This is a genomic window from Vibrio fluvialis (genome assembly GCF_900460245.1).
GTDB classification, from domain to species: Bacteria; Pseudomonadota; Gammaproteobacteria; order Enterobacterales; family Vibrionaceae; genus Vibrio; species Vibrio fluvialis.
In genome coordinates, this window is the sequence record NZ_UHIP01000001.1 from 1,768,807 (window position 1) to 1,788,618 (window position 19,812).

Here is a 19,812-nt window from a genome sequence, read left to right on the forward strand (position 1 = left end):
CATTATCACTGCATCAATGCACCAATCTCTGCAGCGGCTCGGCGCAACTGAGGTAAATAGACTTCCAGTGCTTCGAGTGAATGACGCACTTGAGGACAGTGACAGAACAGATAACCGAACAGATGTTCGCCACAATGAATCGGCACCGACACCGCCACCATGCCATCAATAAATTCACCATTGTCTCGTCCGTAACCCAGTTGTGCGATCGCATCAAGTTCCTGCGCCAGCGCCGTTTTGTCGACCAAGGTTTGCTGAGTAAACACTTCCAGCGCCAGATTATCCATAATCACCCGGCGCGCGCTTTGCGGTAAGGTCGCCAGATAAAGCTTGCCTGATGCTGTGGCTGCCAGCGGAACCCGGCTCCCTTCCGGCAGGTTAATCTGCAGTGGCCAGTTGGTTTGCACTTTTTCCAGATAAAGCATGTCGATACCGCTGGGGATAGAAATTCCGCAGGTTTCACCGATCTCGTTCGCGAGGGCTTCCAGCACGCTCAGGCGCTGCCGGGCGAAAACGTCGTTGCGTAATACCGCCAGCGCCACTTGCTGCAACTGAGGACCCGCCACCACCTTGCGCAGCAGATTTTCACTGATCATGCCGAGCTCATTCAATTGAGTGAGCAGTTTGCCTGTTGCCAATTCAGGTAAGCCCATCGCCGATGCCAACTGCTGGCGATCATACTGCCCATCATGCTGAGCAATAAACGCGAGCATTTGAAGCACACGCTCAATCGTTGAGCCTTTTTCTCTTCTGACCACACTGATCCTTTTCAATCTTGTTTTCATGCCGAGCCCAGAGTAACCACTTCGTACAGCGCGTTCAACGTAATGCCTGATAAGACAAAGCGTTTTATTGCGAGTCTCACACACAAACGCTTCATCGCGTCTGTCACAAGGCCGCCTGCAAGCAGAACAGCAGCCCTGTGAAAGGAGGGTTATTTCATGGTTGGCATAACAAAATCCGCCGCCTGATGCTGATGTTTTGGCCAGCGAGTGGTGATGGTTTTCATTCGGGTGAAGAAACGGACGCCATCACTGCCGTGCATGTGCAGCGGTCCGAACAGAGAGCGTTTCCAACCGCCGAACGAGTGAAAGGCCATGGGAACCGGGATGGGTACGTTGACACCCACCATACCCACCTCAACCTGATCGCTGAAACGGCGCGCGGCTTCGCCATCCGAAGTAAAAATGGCGCAGCCGTTACCAAATTCATGAGCATTGATCAGCTCCAGCGCGTCGTTAAGGGAAGCAACACGCATCATCGACAGCACGGGTCCGAAGATTTCCTCGCGGTAAATGGTCATCTCTGGCGTTACATGATCAAACAGCGTTCCACCGACGTAGAAGCCCTCTTCATAACCGGGTACCTGATAATGACGGCCATCCACCAATAGCGTTGCACCTTCACTCTCTCCCCGGTCGATATACGCACTGACTTTTTGTTGATGCTCTTTGGTAATGAGCGGCCCCATTTCGCTTTCAACGTCCTGACCATACCCAGGCCCGACACGCAGTTGACTCAGTCGGGCGCTCAATGCCTGGGCCAGACGATCGCCAACCTCATCGCCCACCGCGACCGCCACTGAAATAGCCATACAGCGTTCACCAGCAGCGCCAAACGCCGCCCCCATTAAGGCGTTAACCGCTTGTTCAATATCGGCATCTGGCATCACCACCATATGGTTTTTCGCGCCGCCCAGCGCTTGTACTCGCTTACCGAAAGCCGAACCTTTGGCATAGATATACTCCGCAATCGGTGTGGATCCGACAAAGCTCACCGCTTTCACCCGCGGGTCCGTCAGCAGTGTATCCACCGCTTCTTTATCCCCTTGAACCACGTTAAATACACCGGGCGGTAATCCTGCTTGTTGCAGCAGTTCGGCCAGTTTCAGCGCCGCAGAAGGATTTTTCTCTGACGGTTTGAGAATGAAGGTGTTGCCCGTTGCCAATGCGATCGGGAACATCCACATCGGCACCATGGCCGGGAAATTGAACGGCGTGATCCCGACGCACACGCCAAGCGGCATCATCATCGAATGAGAATCGACCTCACTACCGACGTTGCGACTGTGCTCCCCTTTTTGCAGATGTGGAATACCGCAAGCAAACTCCACCACTTCAAGCCCGCGAGTCAGTTCGCCCAACGCATCGCTGTGCACTTTGCCATGCTCACGACTGATGAGGCTGGCCAATACATCCATATTCTGCTCTAACAGTGCTTTAAAGCGAAACAGGATCCGCGCGCGATTCAGCGGCGTTGTCTGCGCCCAGGATGGCCAGGCAGCGTCGGCTACCGCGATCGCCTGCTCGGTATCATGAACACTGGATAAACCGACTTCGCCGATGAGCTTACCGTTAGCCGGATCGCTAACCTTGGCTGAACGGCCGGACGTCGCCACTGAATGTTCGTTGTTAATGAAATTTCCAATCATTGTTCGCTCCATACTGTTTTATAAAGGTCGATCACTTCTTCCTTGCTTGGGACTCTTGGGTTGTTGCCCGGCGAACCCGATGCCAGAGCCTGCTCGGCCATGATGTCGAGCACACTGAAATAGTGGGATTTTTCAACGCCGAATTCGGCTAAGGTCGGCACATTAAGGTCGGCATTCAGCTGTTTCAGTTCGGTCAGTAAGCATTGCACGGCTTGCTCATCGCTGGTTTGAATATCCGCTAGCCCCATCGCACGGGCACACGCTGCATAGCGCTCTGGGCTTGCGGCCACGGAATACTCTGTAATTGCTGGCAGAAGCATCGCATTGCTCATGCCGTGCGGAACATGAAAGTGCGCGCCAATCGGGCGACTCATGCCGTGAACCAGAGCCACAGAAGCATTGGAAAAGGCCATGCCTGCCAATGTGGCACCGAGCATCAATTGCTCTTTGGCGTCGATGTTGTCCGGCCGCGTGACGGCTGTGCGCAGATTAGGCGCGATAAGGCGCATCGCCGCGAGCGCCTGCTGGTCGGTAAAACCGCTCGCTTTTACGCTAACGTAAGCTTCAATCGCATGCGTCAGCGCATCAATGCCAGTATCGGCGGCAATGCGCGCCGGAACGGAAAGCGTCAGCTCAAAGTCGATGATTGCCGCACGAGCTATCAACCCCGGCCCCATGCAGAGCATTTTCTCGTCACTGTTTTGATCGGTAATGATGGTTACGCGCGTGACTTCAGAGCCCGTGCCCGCCGTGGTCGGTATAGCAATCACTGGCAAAATGGCTTGGTTAACCACGTAAGGCACTTTGTAGTCACGCATGCGTCCGCCATGTTTGGCCAGTAGTCCAATCGCCTTGGCGCTGTCGATGGCGCTGCCACCACCAAGCGCAATCAAGCTGTCAAACTGTCCGCTGAGAACCTGATCAACAGCTGGCAGAATCGACGCTTCCGTGGGCTCGGGCTCAGTATCAAGAAATACGCCGCACTGAATGCCCTGACTACTTAACAGGGTTTCGACCTTTGGCACATAACCTAATTGCGCCATCACCCGGTCAGTGATGATAAGCGGCTTTTGGCAACCAATAAGTGTGAGTAATTCCGCCACTTTATTCAGCGCTCCGGCACCCACTTCCATCAATCCCGGCATAACGATTCGTTGTGTCATTCCTTTAACCTTCTCATTTGCGTTCTTGATTAAAAATTAGACCATAATGAGACAAAATAAATCATTATAATTAAATAATGCGATCTCAAGCAGAATTGGCGCGCGATAGCAGAAGTGACGTTGGCAAGGCGGAACAGAGATAACGGAAGAGGTAAAAACGCACAAGGCCCGCATAAAGCGAGCCTTGTATTCAACATCTGAGGAAACGTTATAAGCGCTGCAAAGCGTCAAACAGAGAATCGATTTCCTCGGTGGTGTTGTAGTGCATGCAACCGATACGCACTACGCCGCCTTTGTCTTCCAAATCCAGTTGGCGAACCAACCCCAAGGCATAGAAGTGACCATTCCATACGCAGATGTTCTGCTCGCCCAGTGCTCTGGCGACCAATTCGGGATGGAAATCATCCAAACGAATGGCAAACGTCGGCGTGCGATTTTCGCTCTGATAATCGTCACGACCATAGAGTGTGGCGCCTTTTAACTCCGCCAGTCTGGCAAGGAAATGCTTGCTCAGCGTCTGCTCGTGTTCGTTGAACTGGGCAAAGCTCTGCTCAAGACGTTCGCGCAGACTCAGCCCCGCCTGTCCCCACTGCGCCAGATAGTCAATGGCCGCAATGACGCCAGCCAGCCCTTCGAAACTCTGTGTGCCGGTTTCAAAACGGCCCGGGCCAATATTGGTCGCCGGTTCGACTTTATAAGGCTTGAGGGCATGCAGCCATTGCGACGAAACGTACGCAATCCCCACATGTGGGCCAAAGAATTTGTACGCCGAACAAGCGAGGAAATCACACCCCAATTCCTGCACATCAATGAGATGATGTGGCGCGTAATGCACCGCATCCACGTAAACCATCGCACCCGCTTGATGCGCCGCTTCGACGATGCGCTTCACATTGACGATAGAGCCTGTGGTGTTGGAGGCGTAAGTGAGCGCCACCAGCTTAGTGTTCGGATTGATGAGCGAAATCAGATGCTCTTCATCCAGCGTGCAGTCTACAGGATTGATGCGCGCCTGATGCACAATCGCCCCTTTGTCTTCGGCAGCTTGCTGCCAGCTGGACACATTGGAATAGTGGTCGAGCGCTGTGACGATCACTTCATCGCCCACCTGCCAATCTCGGCTTATTGCGCGGCTGAGCGAAAACGTCAGCGATGTCATGTTCGCACCGAAGATAATGTTGCCGGAAGATTCTGCATTCAGCAGTGCCTGAGCATGTTCGCGCGCCTGCTGCATCAAATCCGTGGTGATCTGACTGGAAAAATAGTGTCCGCCGAGATTGGAGTTGTAATGGCCCAAATAGGCGGTCATTTTCTCCAGCACGGATTGGGGCACTTGCGATCCACCCGGGCCATCGAGGAACACCACAGGTTTGTCGTGAATACGTTGATTGAGCGCGGAAAACTGAACGCGCGCTTGATCAGGAGTGAAGCTCATGATTACTGCCTTTTGCTGTCAGGACAAACAGATCCATATAACCTTGTTCATTGCCGCTCAATGAGCGAATCGGACGGGCGTTATGCCACAACTTGTTGTCCGCCAGCATCGCAACTTCACCATTGCCCAGCACTTTGCGGAAAAACGGGTCGTCGTGACAATCCTGATACAGCAGAATTTCGCCGCCTTCGATATTGTGACGACCAATACCCACGATGGCGATGTGATCGAAACCATCCTGATGCACCCCTTCCGGAGCGACTTGTGTTTCATCGAACACGGTAGCGATGCGAATCTGATGAATCTCGATTTCCTGACCATTTGGCAGGCGGTTGGTTTCTACGAATAGCTTGCACATTTCGCGCATACCATCGCTTTGCAGCGTCGATTTTAAAATCGGCTCGAACTGACGGACGATGTTGCCCTGAAAATGGTTGAAGTGATCGGTTTGCATAAATTCGTTTTTGCCCGTTTCCAGCACAATCCCATCCTGGAATTGAACCACCGAATAACGGCGCAAACGATACTGGCCATCCGCGTGTTCAGTATGCGGCAGATCGACAAACGACGGCGCAAGCTGGTTGATCGCCTGATGACTCAGTTGAGTGATATGTAGGGTATTTTGGTGCGAGTGTAACATCATCGACTCCTTAATGAAGACACATTAATTATCAGTTTTGTTAACAAATAATTTACACACAGAATACGCAATTATTTTGTCAGATCAATTTTTCACCACAAATAAATCCAACATAATTAAATAAATAACATATAAAACCAAAAAACATCAAATAACCAGAACTAACAACCAGTTTTAACATTACAGACTTCAAAAAATTGAACGGTTTCACTAAAAAATAATTTTACCATTTAATATCAATAATTTAGTTATAAATACAACTGAACTCAGCACAAGAAAACCAGACCAAACCTTCGTCAAGCCTGACAGTGAATCATGCTATTTATGTCACAAGTATCCGCTATCTTCGGAGATAATCGTCGGTTCGGATTGCAGATAAACAAAACCCGGCAAGATAGCCGGGCGAGATGAGGAGAAGAGAGACTGCCGGACGGCGTTTCATGGTTGCTGATCATTACTCATTGGATAAAGCCTTCAGCGCGTTGAGCGCATCATTGGCGCGCTGAGTCGGGACAAAAATATGGTCGTGATAATAAGCGGCGATGACATTGGCACTGATCTCTTGCCGCGTCAGCGCGGCAGAGACTGCGGCCGTCAGGCCAACCGCTTCAAGACTTGAATGGACATTCAGCGTGATCTGCTGAAAACTGCCATCAAATGCCAAGCCGTGGGTTTGCGCTGTGACTTTCGATAGTACCAATGTCAGCCCTTCCCGTTCGTGAAACATCGCCAGTGGCTTCAGCTTGAGATAATCTTGCAGGTCGCCGCTGACACTGCAAAACACCACCTCTTCATCGTTCAGTTCCGGCTGCATACTTTGCAGCAAAACTTGTAACTCTGTAATGCCTGCCATCGGATTTCCTCTCCTTTCTACGCAATGTCCTTTTTAGCGGATGAAGATTAAAACGCCATTGCCCTGACCGCCTGCTCGACCGTCGGGAAGTAAATTTTCGTCACACAAACCTGCGCCGCGGCAAATTCATGCGCCTGAATCAGTTGGCAAACTTCTTCAGCGCTGTAACATTTATCATCAGCCACCAAGGTCAGCCTGTTCTCTGCGCTACGAATGTGATGACTCTGTCCTTGACAGTCGATAAGATGATCGCCCGTTCCCAAAATCATTTCGTCACACTCTTGATGAAATTGCACTTCGGAAGCGAGATAGACAAGTTCATCATCTCCGTCGAGTTTCAGTAGTGCGGGCCAGTTCACCATGGTTGATCCTTTGTCGCTATGCAAAGCGCTACCTTACGCCTGAAGCAAAAACGTGCGCAACCCCAAACTTTATGTGGTCGGGACCAAAGGCAAATCCGCCCATTATTTACACACCATTGATTACGCTTTGCTCGAATCCATCCGCTTCTTGTCAAATCCTTTGTATTTAAAGGGATTTAGTGAGACTCGAAGTTCTAACTAATAACGAATAATTACAGTTTCTCCACGCGTTTAGGCTTTAATTGGTCGCTTATATTCCCTACAATCGATCAAATTTACTGAGCACATTGAACGTGGAGCAATCATGAGCGACGTTAAACATTGCAAACTTCTTATTCTGGGCTCGGGCCCGGCTGGCTACACTGCCGCAGTGTACGCAGCGCGCGCGAACCTTAACCCTGTTCTGGTAACAGGTATGCAGCAAGGTGGTCAACTGACCACAACAACTGAAGTAGAAAACTGGCCGGGCGATGCTGAAGGCCTGACTGGTCCTGCGCTGATGGAGCGTATGAAAGAGCACGCTGAACGTTTTGAAACGGAAATCGTGTTTGATCACATCAACCAAGTTGATTTTTCTCAACGCCCTTACCGCCTGAAAGGCGACAGCGGCGAATACACCTGTGATGCCCTGATCATCTCAACCGGTGCATCAGCGAAATACTTAGGCCTGGACTCGGAAGAAGCGTTCAAAGGTCGCGGCGTATCGGCGTGTGCGACGTGTGATGGTTTCTTCTACCGCAACCAGAAAGTTGCGGTGGTAGGTGGCGGTAACACTGCGGTTGAAGAAGCACTGTACCTCTCGAACATTGCCGCCGAAGTTCACCTGATCCACCGTCGTAACAGCTTCCGTGCCGAGAAGATTCTGATCAACCGTCTGATGGACAAAGTTGAAAACGGCAACATCGTCCTGCACACCGATCGTACTCTGGACGAAGTGCTGGGCGACGATATGGGTGTGACTGGCGTGCGTCTGAAAGACACACAATCCGGTGACACGGAAGAGTTCGACGTGATGGGCGTGTTTATTGCCATCGGCCACCAGCCAAACACCGCGATTTTCGAAGGTCAGTTGGACATGAAAGATGGCTACATCATCGTGAAATCTGGTCTGGAAGGTAACGCAACACAAACCAGTATCGAAGGCATCTTCGCAGCCGGTGATGTGATGGATCATAACTACCGTCAGGCGATTACCTCTGCGGGAACAGGCTGTATGGCCGCGCTTGACGCAGAACGCTTCCTTGATGGGCTGAATGATAAATAACTCACGCCCTACCGCTTCAAGGTGCAAGCAACACGCTGGCAACGTTAAGTGGATATGACGTACAAGTTTATTTTTCATTTTTGACAAGACAGCAACAAACCCGGCGGTATATCCGCCGGGTTTTCTTTTGTATACTAACGCCCTTCCAAAAACATAATAATTCTCAATAAGCCTTCAAAATGGATAAGAAAAAGCAACGTAGCTTGAATATTTGGCTCAAGCAGCAAAGCAAACTCGCCAAACGCTGGCTGATGCTTGCTGTGGGGCTTGGCGTGTTATCAAGTGTGTTCCTACTCGCCCAGGCCGCCCTTCTCGCCTCGATTCTGCATCAGCTCATTATTGAGCATGTCGACAAACACGAACTGATCCCTTATTTCGTCGGATTGGCCGTCACCATCGCCATTCGCGCCGGCTGTTCCTGGGCCCGAGAATTGGCTGGTTTTCGCGCTGGTCAGCAAATTCGAATCTATATCCGCCAGTTAATTTTCGACAAACTGCGCGCACTAGGCCCAGCCTACATCAAAGGCAAACCAGCAGGTGCATGGGCCACATTGACGTTAGAGCAAGTCGAGAACATGCACGACTTCTTCGCGCGTTACCTGCCGCAAATGTCGCTTTCTGTGCTGATCCCGTTTGTCATTCTTATTGTCGTTTTCCCGGTCAACTGGGCCGCTGGTTTGATTTTTCTCATCACCGCACCACTGGTTCCGCTTTTCATGGCATTGGTGGGCATCAAAGCCGCTGACGCCGGACGCAAAAACTTCAAAGCACTTCAACGCCTTTCGGGTCACTTTTACGACCGTCTGCAATCGATGACCACCATTCGTCTGTTTGACCGCACCAGTGCAGAAACGGAGCAGATGAAAGGCGCATCCGAAGTCTTTCGTAAACGCACCATGGATGTCTTGCGCATTGCGTTCTTGTCATCTGCCGTACTGGAATTTTTCACCTCGATCTCAATTGCGATCACCGCGGTGTATTTTGGCTTTAGCTTTATCGGCGAACTGAATTTCGGCGGCTATGGCGCCAGTGTCACACTGTTTGCCGGTATTTTTGTGTTGGTGCTTGCGCCTGAGTTTTATCAACCACTGCGCGATCTGGGCACCTTCTACCATGCGAAACAGCAAGCGGTCGGCGCAGCAGAAAGCATTGTTGAGTTTTTGAATATCGATGTCAGCCAGGTGCAGTCGGGGTCACAAACTCTGCCTGAGATGCAGGGCGTCGAAATTGTTGCGCGCGATCTGGAAGTGTTCAGCCCAGAAGGCAAACGCCTTGTCGGCCCACTGACCTTTACGCTCAATAGCCAACAGACGACCGCACTGGTCGGCCCAAGCGGCGCAGGCAAAACCAGTTTGATCAATGCCATTCTGGGTTTCATGCCCTACCGCGGTAGCTTGAGCATTAACGGCATCGAACTGAGTGAACTGGATCATGCGCACTGGCGCAAACAGATCAGTTGGGTGGGACAAAACCCGTTGTTGGTGCACGGCACCATTCATGACAACGTCACTCTAGGTAAATCCAATATCGCGGATGCGCAAGTGCAAGCGGTCCTGGACAGCTCCTTTGCAGCTGAGTTTGTCAGCAAACATGGCCTGGATTACCCAATCAGCGATCGCTCCGGCGGTTTGTCGGTGGGTCAGGCGCAGCGCCTTGCGCTGGCGCGCGCTATGCTGCAAAACGGCCAGTTCTGGCTGTTGGATGAACCGACCGCCAGTTTGGATGCACGCAGCGAACAGCTGGTGATGCAAGGCCTCAATCAACAAATCACGCACAAGACGGCGCTGCTGGTGACGCACCAACTGCTGCCACTCAAGTCAGTGAATCAAATCCTGGTGATGCAGGATGGTCAGTTGGTTCAAGCGGGTGACTATGCCACGCTCAGCCAGCAAGATGGCTTGTTTGCCACCATGTTAGCGTCTAACCAAGCCCTTCAAGAAGCGAATAAGGGGAACCTCGATGCGTGATTTACTGCCTTATCTGAAACTGTATAAAAAGCATTGGTTCGGCCTGACACTGGGCATGCTGCTGGCGTTTGTCACGCTGTGCGCTTCGATTGGTTTGTTAACGTTGTCCGGCTGGTTCCTGTCTGCCGCAGCGGTTGCCGGCCTGACCATCGCCCGTGAAACGTTCAACTACATGTTGCCGGGCGCGTTTGTGCGTGGCTTTGCGATGGGTCGTACCGCTGGTCGTTGGGGCGAGCGTGTGGTGAGCCACAACGCAACGTTCAAACTCCTGACCGACCTGCGTATCTTCTTCTTTGAAAAACTGGCACCGATGATTCCGGGCCGCGTGTCGAACCTGCGCGATGCAGACCTGCTCAACCGTTTGGTGGCAGACATCGATGCGATGGACCACGTTTACCTGCGCCTCATTAGCCCGGTGACGGTGGGCGTCTTAGGTATTGCAGCGCTTACGGCATTGCTGTGCTGGTTTGACATGGCATTGGGTTTAACACTCGGTAGCGTACTACTGGTTCTGCTACTGGTGTGGCCAGTGATGTTCTACAAGCTGGGGAAACGCAACGGCGCTGAGCTGACACAACACAAAGCCGAAATGCGCGTTGCCACGCTCGACTGGCTGCAAGGCTACAGCGAACTGACCATTTTTGGCGCGGAGTCTCGCTACCGTGACGCGATTTACGCGGCGCAGGAAAAACTTCTGGCGAACCAGAAAGTCAACGCAAGTTTTACCGGCCTTGCCTCTGCCCTGCTTCTGTTAGCGAACGGCTGGACCTTGGTTCTGATGCTGTGGCTGGCAGCAGACGGCGTGAATGGTCAAGCACCGGATCCGATGATTGCTCTGGTGGTGTTTGCGACCATGGCCAGTGTTGAACTGCTGATGCCAATCGCGGGCGCGTTCCAACACCTCGGCCAAACGCTAACGTCAGCACGCCGCCTGAATGAGATCATTCTCTCCGAGCCGGACGTGAAATTCCCAAGCGAAGAGACACGTCATTCGGGTCAGTTCGACATCTCCTTTGAGAACCTGACGTTCAACTACAGCGGCGGCGAACAGCCGGCATTGAAAGACGTGAGCCTGACTATTCCAGCGGGCAACAAAGTCGCGATTGTCGGCCAAACCGGTTCAGGAAAATCGACGCTGATTCAATTGCTGTGTCGCTATTGGGATGCACAACAAGGCGACATCCGCATTGCGGGTACGCGCCTGCAAGAGTGGAAAGAGAGCGATCTGCGTGCAGCAATCAGTGTGGTGAGCCAGCGCGTCGACATTCTCAACGGCAGCCTGCGTGACAACCTGATCATGGCCAAACCAACTGCGAATGATAACGAACTGAGCGCGATGCTGGAACGTGTCGGTCTGGGTAAACTGCTCGAAGCACCGGGGCTGGATGCCTGGCTAGGTGACGGTGGACGTCAGCTATCCGGCGGTGAAAAGCGCCGCATCGGGATTGCCCGTGCCCTGCTGCACAATGGCCCTATCCTGCTACTGGACGAACCAACTGAAGGTTTGGATAAACAAACTGAACAACAAATCATGGCGCTGTTTAAGTCCCATTTCGAGAACAAGACGGTCATCTTCATCACCCACCGCCTAGTCGAATTGGAAACGATGGACGCGGTTTGCCTGATTGAACAAGGTGAAATCGTCGAGCACGGCAGCCACCAAGCACTGTTGGCACAGCAAGGTCGCTACTTCCAGCTCAATCAAACACTATGATTTGATGATCATTAAATAGCAAAAAGCCCCGTCGCCGATTGGCCCGGGGCTTTTCTTTTTCTGCTGTGGGAGAGGAATCAAGTTTCAGATGGGTTGTCTTGATCATTTAATGAAATTAGTTTCTGGACAGAAATGGCTTAGAATTGATGCTCTAAGCACCGTTCGGATAAGTATGGTTGGGGAAAACAAAAGCTAAAATCTGCCTAATGAGTCAATTGCTGTTCCCCCTAGCCTTAGCACTTATTAACCCAATCCAAATGGTTTTCTTCAAAGACCTCAACACCTTTCTGGCGAATACGATCTATCCAATCTTCTGCTTTATTCACACCAACACCAAAATGACTAATTGCTGCTTCTTTTACAACTCTGTGTTCATTACGAATCGTCGTCGGCATCAACGCGCTGTCATCAGTATTTATACATACGGGGACTGAACCATTACGCAGGCCAAATTTATTGAACTTGCCCCCCTTATCTAACCACGACTCTTCTGGTGGATGCCAACGATAAATAGGATGTTCGTGATAATGCTTAAAGCGGCCAATATAAATATTTGATGTTGGACAGGCTTCAAGAATGATTCCTTTGTTAGCATAAGTTTCAATGCATAAATCTTGAATTGCTTCATAGAGCTCTAGCTCTACAGATGATATTGAATCAAATGCCAAATTCCGTTCAATTCCAAAAGCTGTATTGCGATTATTGCTGGAGCAAGCGATTGTCACAATTTTCTCTCGGCGTTTGAAGAAAGTTTCGTCACTCTGTGCATAGAGATATTTCTTCCACAAATCTACGTGTTTAGCTTTTTTGTGAGTATCGTAGTCATCCCTAAAATCAACTATCCACCCTTTAAATGCAGAGTCATGCTCAGGAACTGCTGTCTCTTTACCATATGTGGCAATAAAACTAGCAACTTTATTGGGACAATTTCGTCTCAATTTCCATGCGTCATATAAACGCTTAGGGGTATGAGGCTCTTGGTAAAGAAAATCGCTCCAAAATGAAATTTTATCAACTAACAATTGGAGGGTCCCTACCATCTCAGGAACGGATTGCACAACAAGTAGTGCCTTTTGATAACTCCAGACTAAGTTGTCTAAATGTTCTCCAACCGTTACATATGCAGTCTCTTGCTTCTTGGCCCAATTTGATGGCGAAGTACCAAGAGCAAGACCATGCCCGATACGATCACCAGAGCCAAAATTACAGAACATAATACTTTCGTCGATAGCTCGTATTCCTGAAATTAGATGGCTGTAATCTTCTCCTGCGTGAACGGTTATAAATGGCTTAAATATGCGATTAAACTTTATACCCTGTGCCGGGAATCGACTCTCACGTAAGACTCTTAAAGCAGGAGCAAACACCTCGATAGGTAATTCATTCTCATTGCCCGCAACATCATATCCGCGCACAGCTTTACGTAAATCAAATCCAATCGCGAAGCAAGATTTCAACGAACTACACTCAACAATATCATGCTCAGAGAACGTAATTGAGTGAGAAAAATCTTGCAAGTGCTCTACCTGTTTAATAAGGCTATTTCTCTTGCTTTGCTGCAGCTTATCGCTACGTTTACCACTACGAGTAAAATGAAGAACAAAGTGGCTGTTTTCAGAGATAGAGTTAAGGTATAGGTGTTTTAGCCCTTCAGCAAATTGCGTAGGGTCAAGCGAACCTCCTTTACCTGCTAGTATTGCATTTGGCGTCACCCTAAACTCTCTAGCAGTATTCGACTCTATATCAAATTCCAATCCATCAACAAGAGAGCTTTGTTGCTGCCTTGCCCGTGTATCTCTCATTCTGAATCGAGATGTCGTAACAAACTCACTTAATCCGACTCCAGATACAACCATATAGTTTCGAAGAATATTGCATAAGCGAATTAGATTAATAGTCGCTATTTTATCAACTGAACCGAGCAGAATACCTGTTGTATAAAGCAACCATCTTTTCATCGATGATAACTCCATTTTTGCCGATCTAATCACCAGCAACTGCGCAGGGTTATCAATCATATCGCGTTTAGTTGCTGAGAGAACTTCAAAGTTAAACTGTGGGGTATTCAATTTTTTCTCACTAAAAATACCGTACCCAACGTTCTCTGCATGCTGTGAACAACTAGCTACCAAATCGAGCTTTGAATACACACCACTTTCAACAAGAGAGTATTCCACTCGCTTTGGCCATTGAAATTGTTCATCTATCGACTCGCCATATAGGCAAAAACTCAACAAGGATGGTGTAAGCATTCCATGACCACCAAGATGAACATGATTATCGGCAAACTTGGACTGAATAGAATTCATCGGCAACGCAAAAGGACATTGATACTCTTCAATACAATGCGAGATTTCATGAACACTAAAGTGGTAACTTTCCGCTAGCTCTCTGTATGCTTGAGCAATTATCCAGCTACTATCTAATACACTTAGTAACTCCAACCAACTAGAAAGCATTTCTGGCTTCACTTCAAAACAATTACCCTGCCAATGTAAATATTCATCAACAATAGTGGAAAGAACTTCTACAAACTGTTCATCCAATGCATCTGAACCGAAAGCGATTAAACCATGAGTAGAGATGATTGCATCTACGTCATCTTGCCGAAGCTTGCGCTGGACATACGGCTCATAATCAAAGATTGCTAGCCTTAAAGAGTGGTTATTATGCTCCAAATGATGAAACTGAGACTTGACGTTACGTACTAATCTGTCGGATGACAAATAGGCAGCCCGAATAGCGGTTGCATCACTAATTTTCAGCATCTTGGTTACCGTAAATACTTATCGCCTTAATAAAGTTTTGAAGTCTTTCATCTAGATTTTTATAAAACTCCTGCTGCTCAAAATCCGGAGGTAAATTATCCTTTACTGCAACAATAGCCTTTGTAGCATCTTCAGAGACTGAGGCGTCTTCTAGTTTATCTGTAAAGGTAGACAGTGTTTTCACTCTATTACTAACGATATTATTAAGAATATGATTTGCATCATCGATAGCGGGTCCGAGCAATGCCTTCAAATCTTGGTTAGTTTTATCTTGACGATATCTCTTAGATATTCCTCCAAGCTTCAAAGTAGGAGAATAAAGCCCATCTTCACTGCGTAAGATGGAAAAAATAGGGTGCTGATCAATCGCATCATGTAACTTCATAACTTCTTGTAGCCGTTGCGACTTTTCCACATCAACAGCTTTAGTAAAACGATCTATTTCACTTTCAAGGCGAGCTTTATTTCGAGTATACGTTTTCTCTCTACTTACAACTTCACCAAAATCTCTAACTGTTTCAGACTTAGCACCAATTAGTACGTTAGCATACACAGCCTCTCCATATATTCCAGCGCGTAGGACCGCATTTAATAGATTATACTTAAAACGTAGCACTATATCTGACAAGTGTTCGTCTTTATAGTCATCTGTATTATTCTTACTAGATTTGCTTAAAGAATAATTAGCTTTGATAACATTCATCGCTGTGAAAACACTATTAAAAATATATGTAAATATCGGAATCAGTTTAAATGAACCCATTGCATTTATCTTAGGCGAATATTCTCTCTTCCATCGAACAATCTCTCCGAATAATGCAAGTGATGACCGACCTTTATCAAGCTCATCGATAATTTCTTCGTTGTCACCGTCAATTGAAATTTTAGTTTCCGAAAAACTTACTATGCTATAAAATGGTTTTTTCTTTATGATCTCATCAACAACATCATAAGATAATTCGCTTTCATTTTTTACAAACGAATAGAAAAGCAACTCAAACGCACGACTAAATAAAACAAACCTCTTGGTATTATTTAGCGTTGAATAAATCTCACCTTCCGTGTATATGTCTAGTAGAGCACTTTCTACCGAATATTTAACATCTATTTTCCTTTCTGTTGCCCCCGAATCTTTTGATTTTATGTCACTGACTAACATATCAGGGTGATTTACATTCTCAGGCAAGACATCATCAGAGATTAAAACTGAGTAACTTTTATTTTCCTCATTAACTTTCTTGCTAATAAATAAATCAGAAACCAAAAACTCTAATGGTGGCATAGATTTTAATATTCTAGACTTATCGTCAAATATATTATCAAGCAACTGCTTATTTTTTACGTCTTTACCTCCAAGACTTGGAAGTAGCTCTAAAGCTTCTAACTGGCTTTCATATACTGGGTAACTAGCCCACGGGTAAACGACTAAGTCTGATTGAGCCTTGATATTAAATGCTAGTAATCGATGGATATTAAAGCTTTTGTCCCGATTATAATTAAGTGTAATTGCTGATTCAGCGTTTGAAAATGCATCTCCCTGCTTCTGTTGAGCAGCCCATCCCTTGTTTTTTATATACAAAGTCATTAATTCAGTATCAGTCTGTTCTACGTCTTTAAGCTCAGATGGCTTTATAGTACGAACTAACTGAGTTAGTTCTCGAGCAGATTTAGGTGTAAATTGTTCCTTTCTTGAATCTCGGTTATGGCATAAATAGTTAAATTTATTGAATAGATCCTCTCTATAAATGGAATATGGAATTATCTTGTTCGAATCCTTTATTCCATTATCAGATTCAATTATTTCCATTTGAGACAATAAATTTTCAATGGAAAATAATGTAATACGTGTGTGACTTGGAAATACCTTTGTTAGATATGCAGTTGTGAGTTCAGAACTTAACTGAATCCCATCATTTCTTAACGCTACATCTCTACAATCATTACTGTAAGCACGCTCATCAAAGCGAACTTGCGTCATGTGCTCATATAGCTTTAAATCACCACTTACAATCGGAATAATATAAGGACATCCTAAGTACCGTCGAACCTCATCAACAACTTCAAATGCATTTTCAAGAGCCATATCTACATCATCAATTAAAACAACAATCGCTGAACAACCTAGAACCTTTATTGCCGATTCTACAAAATGATGGAATTTGTTTTCTACTTGTATACCAGAGCTATATTTTAAAATCTTATCGATACCTATCGAACCATCAAACTCACTGGATTTTCCCATAGAATCTGACAGCCTCTTCAGGCTATGATGGAATTCATCCCGTGCGTTGGAACAAATATTTGATTTTTTATTAAAGTGGTCACTCACGGATTGATAAATCTGAGCAATAATTACATTTGCGAAAGAATCGTTGTCCATCAACATAGTGGGGTCAATGACATCTAAGAAAAATAACTTCCCACGCCCTTCTTTTCCCTGCTGAGAACTATTCCACATATGTTTGCTATTTCTTAAAAAAACAGTTTTTCCAGAACCTCTAGGGCTAGTTACAAGAATTGAATTATGTGACAACCACGTTTCTTTACGATCACCTTCAGATCGTGTCAACTTGTACTTTTCTGCATCTTTAAGAATAGAAGAAAGATTCGAAACGAGTTGGTTCTTTGCATAAATCTGCCATAGTTCTCCTGATTCTTTCTCCTTTGCATAATCATCACGATATTCTTCTCTTGAAACATCTAACTTATAAACCATAACTAACCTACTTTTTCAAACCTTTAATCCAACTTAATGTTGCGTCACCAACTGAAAAATGGTCGCCAACAATATCTTTTTGCTGTTGTTCAATATTCTTTTCTACTAACGCGTAGAACTTTTTTTTCAGTGCTTGCTCTTCAATTTCCACCATAAATGGTGCTTTGTCTAAGATGTTTAATTCATACTCAGACATCATTTTTTCTAAATGGAAGCGGACAGCACGGTTCCGAACCCAAGATCTCGTGTAACCAAAGTATCGATTAGATCCATAATACAAAACGAATAAGGTTACACCAGCAGTACACATAGCCATGAAGAATAACGATGATGCACAAAAAATCACAATCAACACAATGAAAAATAAAAAAATACAGAATATTATTTTATGTTTTACCCCAGGATTATTCGATTTATCTTTATAAAAATAAAATACACTAAAGTACAAAAAAAAAGGCATCATAATAACAATAAACATAGACAAAAAACTAGTTGTTATTAAATTAATTCCTAGTGTTTTTATTAACAAACATTCATCAAAAATAATGTTATTACTATAAAAATTATTAATAATGATAGCGAAAAAGCTAATAAAAAAACCAACTAAGGCTATTAATGACATTCTTCTTGTCGCCACGTGTTTCTTATAGTTTTTTATCTCGACACCTTCGATAGCGTCTCTGTATTTGTTTATCCGTTCGATTAGTAGTGAACTGTCACTGCTCATTAACTTGTACCTTTCTTATTTATTCTTGACGTGCTCTTGCACGCCTTTGTATGCATCATCACTAGTTACTGGTCGGAAGCCGTACTTATACAGATACAGGCTTTAGTCGGATATCGAAGTCAGTAACTTGACGCGAACCACCCCTTAGCTTATCGCACACAGCATGCCATTAAGGTGTGAATTTTCATCTGGAATATACCATAAGGAGCATAAAAAGGTCGTAATTTTGGTCTCATTAGAGAATTACGATTATTAATTATAAAATAGACAAAGGTGAGGCACCCTAGACGAATCAATCACGCTGGAAAGATTATGTTTTCTTTGGTGAAATCTTGACCTACTCCCCTTAATCTAGTCCAGTCTACACTTAGTAATGTTCATCCAACCAAGGAGATGATGAACATGAAAAAGCGATTCAATGAACAACAAATCATTGCCATTTTAAAGGAAGCGGAAGCAGGTATCCCCGCCAGAGAGCTTTGCCGCAAGCATGGGATATCGGATGCGACGTTTTACACATGGCGCAAAAAATACGCAGGACTAGATGTCTCTGAAGCCCGTCGCCTTAAGGCACTGGAAGACGAGAACACTCGGCTCAAAAAGCTGCTGGCTGAGACACTGCTGGATGCAGAAGCACTTAAAATCGCTCTTAGCCAAAAGTACTGACCGTCGAGGACAAGCGCAAGGCTGTTAAAGTCATTCAGAAAAGCACCCAGCTTTCAGAACGCAGAGCCTGTCTACTCGTCGGTATTCAACGCGCGTCACTGCGATATCAACCTCAAGCTAATCGCGAGGATGATAAGCTTCTGGCTCGTATAAAAGAGCTGGCATTGGAACGACGTCGATTCGGTTATCGTCGGATCCATCGCCTTCTGAGGCGAGAAGGTTTTGATGTTAACCATAAGCGAGTTTATCGCTTGTACTGCGAATTAGGCTTAACGGTCAGCAAACGGAGACGTAGAAAATCACAGTGTGTTGAGCGAGAGCCTCTCTTGCTTCCTTCAGTACCAAATCACACTTGGTCTATGGACTTTGTGATGGATGCGCTCAGTGACGGCAGACGGATTAAATGCCTGACGATTGTGGATGATTACACAAAGGAGTGCCTAGATATTCCTGTTGCTACGGGGATCTCGGGAGATGAAGTCGTGATCACGCTGGAGTCTATCGCTGCGTTTCGCGGTTATCCAGCATCGATACGAACGGATCAAGGCCCAGAATTTACAGGGAAAGCGCTCGACCAATGGGATTATCAGCATGGTGTGATTTTAAAATTAATCCAGGCAGGAAAACCGACACAAAATGCTTATATTGAAAGTTTTAATGGTAAGTTCAGAGATGAATGTTTAAACGAGCACTGGTTTAGGGATTTGAGTCATGCTCGTGACCTAATCAGCCTCTGGCGAATGGATTACAATGAAAATCGCCCCCACTCAGCTCTGGGTTACTTAACTCCTTCTGAGTTTGCAGCGACAACAAGAACGGCACGAAACAGTGGTAATTTAACAAGCATTACTAATGAAGTTTTGGATTAGTTCTCGGGGGCAGGTCAATCTACCTAACTACAACCGAGCAAAAACTAGCGAAACTCACTTCGGGGCATAAACGTTTTTGAAAGACAGCGTACCAATGTGATCGCGGCTTTTTTAGTATGAGACGTTATGACTGACTCTCACCTGCTGCTTCTCTTTTGCTATTTAATGTTTGGATTTGCGATTTCACGCTGTTTTCCGGGCATAAAAAATCCCGGGACAAGCCCGGGATTTTTATAC

The 19,812-nt window shown here is 46.6% G+C and carries 14 protein-coding genes; 4 read left to right on the forward strand and 10 right to left on the reverse strand.

What is annotated here, in order from left to right; all coding sequences use genetic code 11:
- Positions 1-5 precede the first annotated feature (5 nt).
- The 7 genes from DYA43_RS08365 to DYA43_RS08395 form a co-directional block, all read right to left on the reverse strand.
- Positions 6-758 (reverse strand): IclR family transcriptional regulator, encoded by a 753-nt coding sequence (locus DYA43_RS08365; protein WP_061056620.1) that lies wholly within the window; start codon positions 756-758, stop codon positions 6-8.
- 176 nt (positions 759-934) lie between these two features.
- Positions 935-2,431: a CoA-acylating methylmalonate-semialdehyde dehydrogenase gene (locus DYA43_RS08370; protein WP_061056621.1), complete on the reverse strand. Its 1,497-nt coding sequence runs from the start codon at positions 2,429-2,431 to the stop codon at positions 935-937.
- On the reverse strand, positions 2,428-3,594 hold the full coding sequence (locus DYA43_RS08375; RefSeq protein WP_061056622.1) for an iron-containing alcohol dehydrogenase: 1,167 nt from the start codon (positions 3,592-3,594) through the stop codon (positions 2,428-2,430). Before DYA43_RS08375 ends, DYA43_RS08370 begins: the two co-directional genes overlap by 4 nt.
- Positions 3,595-3,802: 208 nt before the next feature.
- Positions 3,803-5,029: a cysteine desulfurase-like protein gene (locus tag DYA43_RS08380; RefSeq protein WP_061056623.1), complete on the reverse strand. Its 1,227-nt coding sequence runs from the start codon at positions 5,027-5,029 to the stop codon at positions 3,803-3,805.
- Positions 5,013-5,669 (reverse strand): 2OG-Fe dioxygenase family protein, encoded by a 657-nt coding sequence (locus DYA43_RS08385; RefSeq protein WP_020431537.1) that lies wholly within the window; start codon positions 5,667-5,669, stop codon positions 5,013-5,015. Before DYA43_RS08385 ends, DYA43_RS08380 begins: the two co-directional genes overlap by 17 nt.
- Before the next feature lie 454 nt (positions 5,670-6,123).
- Positions 6,124-6,522 carry an ACT domain-containing protein gene (locus tag DYA43_RS08390; RefSeq protein ID WP_061056624.1) on the reverse strand — a complete coding sequence of 133 codons (399 nt, stop codon included), beginning with the start codon at positions 6,520-6,522 and terminating at the stop codon, positions 6,124-6,126.
- Positions 6,523-6,569: 47 nt separating this feature from the next.
- Positions 6,570-6,884, reverse strand: coding sequence for a DUF4144 family protein (locus DYA43_RS08395; RefSeq protein WP_061056625.1), 315 nt, complete (start codon positions 6,882-6,884; stop codon positions 6,570-6,572).
- A gap of 304 nt (positions 6,885-7,188) precedes the next feature.
- Here DYA43_RS08395 and trxB point away from each other — a divergent pair, with 304 nt between their 5' ends.
- From trxB to cydC, 3 genes are all read left to right on the forward strand, one after another.
- On the forward strand, positions 7,189-8,148 hold the full coding sequence (trxB, locus tag DYA43_RS08400; protein WP_061056626.1) for a thioredoxin-disulfide reductase: 960 nt from the start codon (positions 7,189-7,191) through the stop codon (positions 8,146-8,148).
- Positions 8,149-8,327: 179 nt separating this feature from the next.
- The gene (cydD, locus tag DYA43_RS08405) at positions 8,328-10,115 is read left to right on the forward strand and encodes a heme ABC transporter permease/ATP-binding protein CydD (protein ID WP_061056627.1); all 1,788 of its coding nucleotides are present in this window, start codon (positions 8,328-8,330) and stop codon (positions 10,113-10,115) included.
- Positions 10,108-11,829 carry a heme ABC transporter ATP-binding protein/permease CydC gene (gene cydC, locus DYA43_RS08410; RefSeq protein ID WP_061056628.1) on the forward strand — a complete coding sequence of 574 codons (1,722 nt, stop codon included), beginning with the start codon at positions 10,108-10,110 and terminating at the stop codon, positions 11,827-11,829. The genes cydD and cydC overlap by 8 nt, the downstream gene beginning before the upstream one ends.
- A 233-nt stretch (positions 11,830-12,062) precedes the next feature.
- On the opposite strand, the gene rdrB is transcribed toward cydC, so the two are convergent.
- From rdrB to DYA43_RS08425, 3 genes are read right to left on the reverse strand one after another with little or no spacing between them, the layout of a single operon-like run.
- On the reverse strand, positions 12,063-14,597 hold the full coding sequence (rdrB, locus tag DYA43_RS08415; protein ID WP_061056629.1) for an antiviral RADAR system adenosine deaminase RdrB: 2,535 nt from the start codon (positions 14,595-14,597) through the stop codon (positions 12,063-12,065).
- Positions 14,584-17,313: a hypothetical protein gene (locus DYA43_RS08420; protein ID WP_061056630.1), complete on the reverse strand. Its 2,730-nt coding sequence runs from the start codon at positions 17,311-17,313 to the stop codon at positions 14,584-14,586. Before DYA43_RS08420 ends, rdrB begins: the two co-directional genes overlap by 14 nt.
- A 7-nt stretch (positions 17,314-17,320) precedes the next feature.
- The gene (locus DYA43_RS08425; RefSeq protein ID WP_061056631.1) at positions 17,321-18,040 is read right to left on the reverse strand and encodes a hypothetical protein; all 720 of its coding nucleotides are present in this window, start codon (positions 18,038-18,040) and stop codon (positions 17,321-17,323) included.
- Positions 18,041-18,442: 402 nt separating this feature from the next.
- Here DYA43_RS08425 and DYA43_RS08430 point away from each other — a divergent pair.
- A protein-coding gene (locus tag DYA43_RS08430) for an IS3 family transposase (RefSeq protein WP_104408510.1) occupies positions 18,443-19,575 on the forward strand; the annotation gives its coding sequence in 2 pieces (ribosomal slippage) (positions 18,443-18,695 and positions 18,695-19,575; 1,134 coding nt in all).
- Positions 19,576-19,812: the final 237 nt, after the last annotated feature.

Excerpts from the sequence above, each read along its gene's own strand:
- DYA43_RS08370 (WP_061056621.1), bottom strand. The coding sequence starts at position 2,431 with ATGATTGGAAATTTCATTAACAACGAACATTCAGTGGCGACGTCCGGC.
- DYA43_RS08375 (WP_061056622.1), bottom strand. The coding sequence starts at position 3,594 with ATGACACAACGAATCGTTATGCCGGGATTGATGGAAGTGGGTGCCGGA.
- DYA43_RS08380 (WP_061056623.1), bottom strand. The coding sequence starts at position 5,029 with ATGAGCTTCACTCCTGATCAAGCGCGCGTTCAGTTTTCCGCGCTCAAT.
- DYA43_RS08385 (WP_020431537.1), bottom strand. The coding sequence starts at position 5,669 with ATGTTACACTCGCACCAAAATACCCTACATATCACTCAACTGAGTCAT.
- DYA43_RS08390 (WP_061056624.1), bottom strand. The coding sequence starts at position 6,522 with ATGGCAGGCATTACAGAGTTACAAGTTTTGCTGCAAAGTATGCAGCCG.
- DYA43_RS08395 (WP_061056625.1), bottom strand. The coding sequence starts at position 6,884 with ATGGTGAACTGGCCCGCACTACTGAAACTCGACGGAGATGATGAACTT.
- trxB (WP_061056626.1), top strand. The coding sequence starts at position 7,189 with ATGAGCGACGTTAAACATTGCAAACTTCTTATTCTGGGCTCGGGCCCG.
- cydD (WP_061056627.1), top strand. The coding sequence starts at position 8,328 with ATGGATAAGAAAAAGCAACGTAGCTTGAATATTTGGCTCAAGCAGCAA.
- cydC (WP_061056628.1), top strand. The coding sequence starts at position 10,108 with ATGCGTGATTTACTGCCTTATCTGAAACTGTATAAAAAGCATTGGTTC.
- rdrB (WP_061056629.1), bottom strand. The coding sequence starts at position 14,597 with ATGCTGAAAATTAGTGATGCAACCGCTATTCGGGCTGCCTATTTGTCA.
- DYA43_RS08420 (WP_061056630.1), bottom strand. The coding sequence starts at position 17,313 with ATGGTTTATAAGTTAGATGTTTCAAGAGAAGAATATCGTGATGATTAT.
- DYA43_RS08425 (WP_061056631.1), bottom strand. The coding sequence starts at position 18,040 with ATGAGCAGTGACAGTTCACTACTAATCGAACGGATAAACAAATACAGA.